The organism is Shewanella sp. M16 (assembly GCF_018224605.1).
GTDB lineage: Bacteria > Pseudomonadota > Gammaproteobacteria > Enterobacterales > Shewanellaceae > Shewanella > Shewanella oncorhynchi.
Genome location: NZ_JAGTUL010000072.1, coordinates 1 through 7,864, shown reverse-complemented (window position 1 = coordinate 7,864; position 7,864 = coordinate 1). Strand labels below are relative to the sequence as shown.

The following is a 7,864-nucleotide window of genomic DNA, read 5'->3' as shown; positions in this document are numbered from 1 at the left end:
TTCAAACATTACACTTCAAATTTTATTTAAAATTTTTTATTCTATAACTTTTAAGCATCGGACATAAACCCTATACTTTTAATAAAAAGCAGCATGGAACCTTGTGAAAATAACCGACTAAAATTTGACATATGCGATGATATTATTGAAGAGCATAAATTTACCCGCTAAAATTCGATCCACATCAATTATATCAGCGGAAAACTCAGTTACTAAAATCAATTTATCTTTTTTTATATTGAAGAATATTTCGTCATCAGACATCAGGCTCTCTATTATTTTAGGCGCTTTATTTTTAAGCATACGTTGATCATGTAAAGGTATCTCAATGAATGTTTGTAATGTTCTATCCTTAAGATAAACAAAAATTTCCTCCCCCCCTTTTAACTCAATCGCAATAGGCTCATCACCTTCAATGCGCGATAATAGATTAGGCGAAATTTTAAAATTATCGACAAGTGTCTTATATACAATTTCTCTCAGTTTTTTCATAATAGCTTCCGTTTAAAGGTCAATAGTGGGTAATGTGTAATACAACTCTTTAATGCTAGAGTTGCCCAAAAAGAAGGTGGAATTGATCATAAATCCCACCCCCTACTTGTGTCAGTAAGACGATGAACACGACTAGTTTCGCCGCCATAGGTAAACCAGGGTCTTGCACACTGAATACAGTTTGAAGCAAGCCAACAATAACTCCCGTCACGACAAAACTGAGGGAGAAAATAATAATTGCATCCTTAAGTATCTCTAAGCATGCCGCTGTGACATCAATGACGGTCATAATAGTCCTCAAGAAAGTTAGTCACTTTATGATCCTCAAATTGGAATAGGTAATACTTATTACGGAAAAACACACGATAGGTATTCAGCTGTGCATAGTGAGTAAAATACTCAGGAGCGATTTGGTAATGCAGCATGGGCGAAGATAATACAGGTTGAACACTCGTGAGCATATGCCCTGCCCCAAGCGCTGCAAGTTTGGCCCCTACACCGAATAATTCCATACGAGTCATTAATACTGGCGACGCTTCTTGAGTGAGCACCACACTTGCTTGTGTGTCATTTTCCCGAACTTGCGTATTTAAAGGCACTAACACAGCTGTTTTTTCAACATGAGTATCCACCCTCACCTCAACGGCTCTGGTCGTACTCGATTCTGGCGGCATCAGGGTTACTGACTTTAGTGGAGTTAAAAAAGGCTGAAGTTTAGCCGCCTCGCGGGCATTGGGCTGGGTAGTACTCGGTTCAGACTGTGCTTGGTGCACTAGCATGCCGATGGATGGATCCACAAACTTGCTCGCCGCCATTGACTCTTGCGCTACAGGCAATTTCGACATAAGCCCAGGGGCATTAGCCACAGGATCATGCCCCATGGCAGCACTCGGCTGAGGCGGCTGATGTGGCTTAAGTGGCTGATGTGGAGTCAAAGCAGGCTGAAGTTTAGCCGCCTCGCTGGCAATGGGCTGGTTCGTACTCGGTTCAGACTGTACTTGGCGCACTAGCTTGCTCATGGATTGATCCACAAACTTGCTCGCCAACGCACGGTCAGGCTGAGCCACTGACTTGCTCGCAATCGAGCGTTCATGTTGATCCACAGATGAGTTGCCAAGCTTGCTCGCCACCGTAGACTCTTTCGATACAGGCAATTTGGGCACAGGTTCTTTCTGCACTGGCACTTTCGACACTAGTTCTTTCTGCGCTGGCACTGCCAGAATAGGTATTTGTGGCGCTGGTAATTTCGACATAAGCACTGGGGTATCTGCCATGGGTTCTCGCCCCACGGCGACGGATGACAGTTCTGGCTTAGGTGGCGTCACAACAGACTGAAGTCTAATGGTCTGATTCGCACTCGATTCAGACTGGGCTTGATTCACGGACGGAGCCACTGACTTACTCACCAACGCGTATTCAAGCGGGCGGGCTGCCGCCGTTGACTCTTTCGACACAAGTTCTTTCTGCGCAGGCACTTGCGGCACAGGCACTTTCGACATAAGCACTGGGGCATCTGCCATGGAATCGCGCCCCACGGCATTATTCGGCTGGGGTGGCAGCGACGGAGTTAAACTCGACAGACGTTTAAGCGTTTCGGTTGAGGTAATCCCATCTATATTCGCTTGAGGCGCCACAGACACTGTAGTGCTAAAAACCTTGATGCTAGAGACCTTCTGACTAAACACTTGCATATCAGTGCCTTGAGAACTAGCAGCTTTAGCACTAAGAACCTGGGCATTAGCCACCTGAGCACCAGCAGTTTGAGTACCTGTAGCTTGAGTGCTAGAAACCAGAGTACTAGCCACCTGAGTACCAGCAGCTTGAGTGCTAGAAACCTGAGAACTAGCAACCTGAGCATTAAGAACCTTAGTACTCAACACGGAGCTCGCACTCGAAGATGAGAGTGACTCACTTTGCCTAGAACCATGCAGGCTTACCTCACTCGAATGTGAGTCGCGGAACTGAGACTTAGGGCGACTGGCATTCATTGCCATAGACGAATTTACATTGGCTGCTTTTTTGGTACCTTGATAGAGTGGTATTTGGGCAGTCAGTGGTACTATATGATGGTGTCCCCAATAAGACCCCTCCTCAGATTCCACTTCATTATTTTCAATGGCTTCTTTTTCACCATCAAACATCGAAGCATCATGGGAAGAAACCTGACGTTCAGACTGATTAAAAAGCTGTTCAAACTCACTTTCAACTTTGCTCAAATTGTGTATTTGAGTCACTAAGGCAGGCCTGTCGATTTTTATCATCTTGTTACTCATTTCTTAACTGCTCTTGGATCTCAGCTAATGCATCTTTTCTTTTTTCTAACCTCAGTTTTTCAGCGCTAACTTGGGCTATCTCGGTGGCCAATTCATTGGCATTTTGCTGGGCAACTGACGCATCAAAAAACAAAGATTCTATGCATGATTTCACACTTTCCCTACGTAAAAACAACCGAGAAAGCCCATTAAACTCATCCTGAACAACCAGACTTTTTAGCTTTTGTTGCTCTTTAGCGATTAATGCCCATTTCTCATCTATCGAATCGAGTAAATCTTGATACAGTACATTTAGTTTAGCTAATTTACGTTGTTGCTTGCCGATCCTGATATTGACCACATCAATAAGCTGACCAAATTCCATCCATCGCTTGGAGGGTTTCTTCATACTCAACCCCATCGTATCCTTGCTTCAAAAATTCCATAATGTACGGATAACGTTCTATCGCTTCGTCAGTGGCAAGGTCATTGCCTTTCTCGTACTCCCCGACTCGAATTAACAGTTCGACATTAAAATAGCGATAGACCATATCTTTGAATTTTTCAGAGAGACTAACGTAATGAGAATCCTGAACTTTATTCTGTAAGCGACTCTTACTCTTAAGGATATCTATTGCAGGATAACGTCCGGTAGAAGCTATCGTCGTAGAGTAAACTAAATGTCCATCAATCAGAGACTTAACCTCATGAGCAATTGGATCTTCGTCGATTTCCTTTTCGATTAATACGGTAAAAATGCCCGTCACTGAACCATGGATAGAGTTACCACAATTCTCAACCAACCGTGACAGCGCGAGTGAGACCCCAATAGGGATCCCACCATCGATAGGCGTGCCATCTAACATCGCCTGAGCACGTGCAAAACGAGTCAATGAGTCGAAATAGAGCACCACTTTCTTGCCTTGGGCCATATAGTGTCGAGCTATAGAAACAGCGACTAAACCCGATCTCACTTTCTCCAGCGGATTTGCCTCAGAAGTAGACACAATAGTGATCGATTTTTGGATCACTTCAGGGCCAATTTCCCCCTCAAGAAACTCAACCACTTCCCGTGCACGCTCGCCAATCATGGCAAAAATAACCACATCGGCGTCCATATTATTTGCCATAATAGAAACCGTAGTGGTCTTCCCTGCTCCCGCAGGAGCAAATAAACCGAGACGCTGCCCCACCCCGATAGTAAACAAACCATCGATAACTTTAAGTTTAGTAGGAAACACAGTATCAATCGGTGCACGAATATTAAGCGGTATCGGTTTCTCAATAATAGGTAAGTCATCAAAGTCACCCTCGCTATCAAGGTATTTATCACCGTATAATGACTCGCCATAACAATTAATGACCTTACCGATAAGTGCCATCTCATTAAGTGGGAAACAAAACCGCCTAGGAGTAATTTCAACTTTACTGCCGCGTTGAATAGCTCCTGGTTGCAGTAGCTTAATCTCCACTCTTTTACCGGTAATTTTCATCACCTCACCACGAATACTCTCATTTGAAACTGTGTTAATAAAACATTCTTGCCCGACAAAAGTATTGATATTAACATGACAAATCACTGTATCTTGATAAGATTCTTTGACCTTAAAAAAGTGTTTAAGCACGACTAAATAACCTTAAATGATACTGAAACGTAACGTTTGTATTTACGCTTAGTTTCTTTTTTATTCTTAAATAGTTCACCTAATAAAGGAATACTCGATAAAATAGGCACGCCACTCTCAACGCTATCCGTTACTGTATTATCAAATCCACCAAGAATAACTGTCTGTTCCGGCTCGATATAAACTTCCGATGTCAAAGACTGGGAGTTTACTCTAGGTGCTTGAGTTGTGCCGCCGTCAGAATTATTATCACCAAGTGATTCTTCTATATAACTGAATTTCGCTTGAACCTTACCCGATGGCAATAAACGCCCAGTTACATAAAGACTATTTTCTGCTTCAATTTTCTGAGTTGAAACCTCTTTATCAGAAATAAGTACCACAGTTGCAGTTTCTTTTTTCCCGAAGTGACCTTGCTGATTCTCCAAGATCAATAGATTGGTCTCATATACTCCCCGAGCCATATTATTACTATACAAAGCTTGAACATTTTTGAAAAAATCAACTGTGTTAGTAAAGGGAGGGACAATGATGTCGTACAGACCACTGCTCCCATTTAACCATGAACTGTTGACACCGAGTGCTTCGGTTCGCTCTACCGAAACATCATAAACCCGAAGGAAAAACAATAATTGCTGACGCTGAACATCAATCAGAGTCGCAATACGTTTTGCTAATTGGATCTCCTCTGGAGTACCACGAACCAACAGCGCGTTACTTCCAGGTAATACTTGAACTTTAGAGGTAAACTCATCCTCATCGAGCTGTTGTTTATCATTTTGGTTAAGCTTAACCTTATAGGCACGCTTAACCATTTCACCATCAGTAATATTTTCAAACTGACCAATCTTTTGAATTGCCGACGCGATTAAAGATTGCGCCCCAGGAAATGTGATATTCCCATCGTATGAATCAATCTGCCGATCAACTACGGATAAATAATTAAACTCAATTCGCGCTAATTCTAAATTATTACCATTCTCTAAAAACTGGTTCTTATCTATCATATTAGAGTAAATAACTACATCATTAACAAACTTACGTGTCCCAGAAACAAAGATAGAATTACCGTTGCTAACGAGTTCAATTTTCGTCGTACTATTAGCGCTGAACGCACTATTCAATTCCTCAAGGAGACTTGCTGGCAAAATATTACGTGGTTTAAACGCATGATTTATATATGGTTGCCCAGAAGAGACCGTAAGGGTACCTCCATAAACATACCAATCAAATTCATAAACATCTGATAACTGATCCAACAAGTCCAGACCGTCACCCGATAGAGCTTGGGTAATTGTCTGTTTTGCCACGTTTTCTTCAATATCATCAACTAACTTAACCTGCATATCTTTAGCGATGGCCGTCAAAGCACCTTTCAAGACAATATCAGACTGCTTAATAAATACCTTCGCCTGACAAGTAAACGCCGTGCATAAGCAGAATATAAATAAGAATAACAGACTATGCTTCATCAAGGAGCTCCTTCATACGTTCCTCACTCGCCTCCATTTGCTTAATACCATCCTCGATTATATTTGCCTCTAACACCATCATAAAAAACTCATCTGCACTCATATCATCGCCATCACGTTGATCGCTAAGCTTGATCTGACCGTCGGCAATCTTTCCAGTTAACTGCATTTCACCAGCGACAACTTTGAGCTCTGACTGAAATTCTAGGGCTGCTTTTTCAGACGTGGTTTTCATTAGCTGACTATTCAATGTGGTATTCATTAAATTAACGTTACTCATATCCTGCCTTTTTCATTATTTGTTTAAACACATAAAACTGATCTTGTAGAAGCCACAGGTTAAGAATGATAATAACGGTTATGGCTTTAATATCTGTCGTAGTACTCGTAGACAATGACGCTTTTTTGAAAAAAAGATCAACATAACCACAACAAATGGTGACACATAGCATTAAGATAATGTATTTTCCTGTGACTATAGCGATCATAGTCAAACTGTCGGTGATATAAAAATATAAGGTATCAAAACCGACATTAGCACCTTGATCGATATTCTCAGTAATCACCGCCAGCAGGGGTCTAAATACCACGCCAGAATCTAAGGCATACATCAAAAACATCAAAGAACTAATCTTAGAGAGTGCTTCTGACTCATCGGTAAAACGTCTATCTTGTACCGACTGTTCATTTAGCAACAAAAGCTGTTGTATAACACTACCCACCATACCACTTAGCCAATAAGGTACAGAGGAAAACAGAGCAAAAATAATGACACTCAATACCCAGAAAGGTGTGGGTACTGCACCTAAGTCACTGGCTTCGAGTACGATAGCGAGGCCTATAGCGACAGCGAGTGCCGAGGAATTATCAAGATATAAACGTGTTGGATTATAAATTTTTAAAAATAAAAATAGTCCGGCAAATAAAATCCAGTTAGGAAATAAAAGCGTATCCATATCACGGTAGTGCCCTAAATAAAATTGTCCAGCTATCTGAGAAATAAAATACGGCGAGTTTTACGGGTGTCGATATTACCGTCGGAGATAACATAGTCATACCAACACCACTTAAAATCACAGCAATTAAAAAATCGATACTTACAAATATCATGTATAGCTTTAGACCAAACTCAAATCCTTGGTATAAATCTAAAATTAGATTCCCGAGAAAATATTTTAATGTGTCATTTCCAGAGTCAAAATTGAGTGGAATTTCTATGATAGCCGTTAATTCGTTCGTTTTTCGCTCAGCCCTAGCCAAGAGCTCAGGGAAAAACTCAAATACATTACTGACCAGATAATACATAGTAATGTTTTCTGGTTTATTACCTTCCAATGCAGGTGACAACTGCAATACATCGGACTCTACACCCGCATTTATCTGCTCAATAAAGTAAGGCTTTACTCTCTCCAACCCAGGCTTTATATCCGGCCAGATACTATTAAGTGCCATTAGTGCAGCAAGTAAGTTAACCACTATAGTCGGTGGAATTTGCTGCGTACCCACTGCATTTTTTATGATGTTAAGTACAATATTGTACTTAACATACCCAGAAAAGCATATAAAAAAAACGGTTGATAATAGAATAAGAGTCAGGAGCAAAATTAAATTCGCTCCTGAAAATGCATTATCAGGATTTAATAACTGCAACATCGATAACACTCTCTTTAGACTAGAGACACATAAATATAATTAAATACTAGATATTTCTAGCTGCAGCGGAAATAGAATCTTTTATTGATTTCAATGTCGATGTCGATGTTTGAGCAGTAATACTTTGATCCGCCATTAATTGTTGCAATGACAGAGCCTCTGAAGAGCTTAAAATAAGCGTACCATTAGGATCTGGTACAAATGTCCCACTAGAATCTACACTTCCCGTATGAGCCGTCATAAAGTCACTTACAGCTTTATCCGAGGCATTAATCAAAGCACCAAACTTACCACTTATATAACCGGTTGATAATCCAGACATTTAAAAATAACTCCTATTTAATTAAAATTTATAATATAGTCTATAGAC

Annotated in this window: 10 protein-coding genes; all 10 read right to left on the bottom strand. The window is 40.9% G+C overall.

Going from position 1 to position 7,864, the window contains the following annotated elements; genetic code table 11:
• Positions 1 to 117: 117 nt before the first annotated feature.
• Genes KFE26_RS22810 through KFE26_RS22765 form a run of 10 tightly spaced genes read right to left on the bottom strand, consistent with a single transcriptional unit; the run spans position 118 to position 7,816 of the window.
• Positions 118 to 492, bottom strand: coding sequence for a hypothetical protein (locus KFE26_RS22810; protein ID WP_212601812.1), 375 nt, complete (start codon positions 490 to 492; stop codon positions 118 to 120).
• 55 nt (positions 493 to 547) lie between these two features.
• Positions 548 to 781: a flagellar biosynthetic protein FliQ gene (locus KFE26_RS22805; RefSeq protein WP_131525868.1), complete on the bottom strand. Its 234-nt coding sequence runs from the start codon at positions 779 to 781 to the stop codon at positions 548 to 550.
• A complete protein-coding gene (locus KFE26_RS22800; RefSeq protein ID WP_212601811.1) occupies positions 768 to 2,765 on the bottom strand; it encodes a hypothetical protein in 1,998 nt (665 codons plus the stop codon). Before KFE26_RS22800 ends, KFE26_RS22805 begins: the two co-directional genes overlap by 14 nt.
• Positions 2,758 to 3,129 carry a hypothetical protein gene (locus KFE26_RS22795; RefSeq protein ID WP_249195892.1) on the bottom strand — a complete coding sequence of 124 codons (372 nt, stop codon included), beginning with the start codon at positions 3,127 to 3,129 and terminating at the stop codon, positions 2,758 to 2,760. Before KFE26_RS22795 ends, KFE26_RS22800 begins: the two co-directional genes overlap by 8 nt.
• Positions 3,107 to 4,369 (bottom strand): type III secretion system ATPase VscN2, encoded by a 1,263-nt coding sequence (gene vscN2 / locus KFE26_RS22790; RefSeq protein ID WP_212601809.1) that lies wholly within the window; start codon positions 4,367 to 4,369, stop codon positions 3,107 to 3,109. Before vscN2 ends, KFE26_RS22795 begins: the two co-directional genes overlap by 23 nt.
• A gap of 2 nt (positions 4,370 to 4,371) precedes the next feature.
• Positions 4,372 to 5,841, bottom strand: a complete 1,470-nt coding sequence (locus KFE26_RS22785; RefSeq protein WP_212601808.1) for a secretin N-terminal domain-containing protein — start codon at positions 5,839 to 5,841, stop codon at positions 4,372 to 4,374.
• Positions 5,831 to 6,121: a hypothetical protein gene (locus KFE26_RS22780; RefSeq protein WP_131525863.1), complete on the bottom strand. Its 291-nt coding sequence runs from the start codon at positions 6,119 to 6,121 to the stop codon at positions 5,831 to 5,833. Before KFE26_RS22780 ends, KFE26_RS22785 begins: the two co-directional genes overlap by 11 nt.
• Positions 6,114 to 6,797 carry a type III secretion system apparatus protein VscT2 gene (locus KFE26_RS22775; protein WP_212601807.1) on the bottom strand — a complete coding sequence of 228 codons (684 nt, stop codon included), beginning with the start codon at positions 6,795 to 6,797 and terminating at the stop codon, positions 6,114 to 6,116. The genes KFE26_RS22780 and KFE26_RS22775 overlap by 8 nt, the downstream gene beginning before the upstream one ends.
• A gap of 1 nt (position 6,798) precedes the next feature.
• Complete coding sequence (locus KFE26_RS22770) at positions 6,799 to 7,494, bottom strand: EscR/YscR/HrcR family type III secretion system export apparatus protein (protein WP_131525862.1); 696 nt, start codon at positions 7,492 to 7,494, stop codon at positions 6,799 to 6,801.
• A 46-nt stretch (positions 7,495 to 7,540) separates the two neighbouring features.
• A complete protein-coding gene (locus KFE26_RS22765; RefSeq protein ID WP_212601806.1) occupies positions 7,541 to 7,816 on the bottom strand; it encodes a hypothetical protein in 276 nt (91 codons plus the stop codon).
• Positions 7,817 to 7,864 lie beyond the last annotated feature (48 nt).

Coding starts and splice junctions, on each gene's coding strand:
- KFE26_RS22810 (WP_212601812.1), bottom strand. CDS start 492: ATGAAAAAACTGAGAGAAATTGTATATAAGACACTTGTCGATAATTTT.
- KFE26_RS22805 (WP_131525868.1), bottom strand. CDS start 781: ATGACCGTCATTGATGTCACAGCGGCATGCTTAGAGATACTTAAGGAT.
- KFE26_RS22800 (WP_212601811.1), bottom strand. CDS start 2,765: ATGAGTAACAAGATGATAAAAATCGACAGGCCTGCCTTAGTGACTCAA.
- KFE26_RS22795 (WP_249195892.1), bottom strand. CDS start 3,129: ATGGAATTTGGTCAGCTTATTGATGTGGTCAATATCAGGATCGGCAAG.
- KFE26_RS22785 (WP_212601808.1), bottom strand. CDS start 5,841: ATGAAGCATAGTCTGTTATTCTTATTTATATTCTGCTTATGCACGGCG.
- KFE26_RS22780 (WP_131525863.1), bottom strand. CDS start 6,121: ATGAGTAACGTTAATTTAATGAATACCACATTGAATAGTCAGCTAATG.
- KFE26_RS22775 (WP_212601807.1), bottom strand. CDS start 6,797: ATGGATACGCTTTTATTTCCTAACTGGATTTTATTTGCCGGACTATTT.
- KFE26_RS22770 (WP_131525862.1), bottom strand. CDS start 7,494: ATGTTGCAGTTATTAAATCCTGATAATGCATTTTCAGGAGCGAATTTA.
- KFE26_RS22765 (WP_212601806.1), bottom strand. CDS start 7,816: ATGTCTGGATTATCAACCGGTTATATAAGTGGTAAGTTTGGTGCTTTG.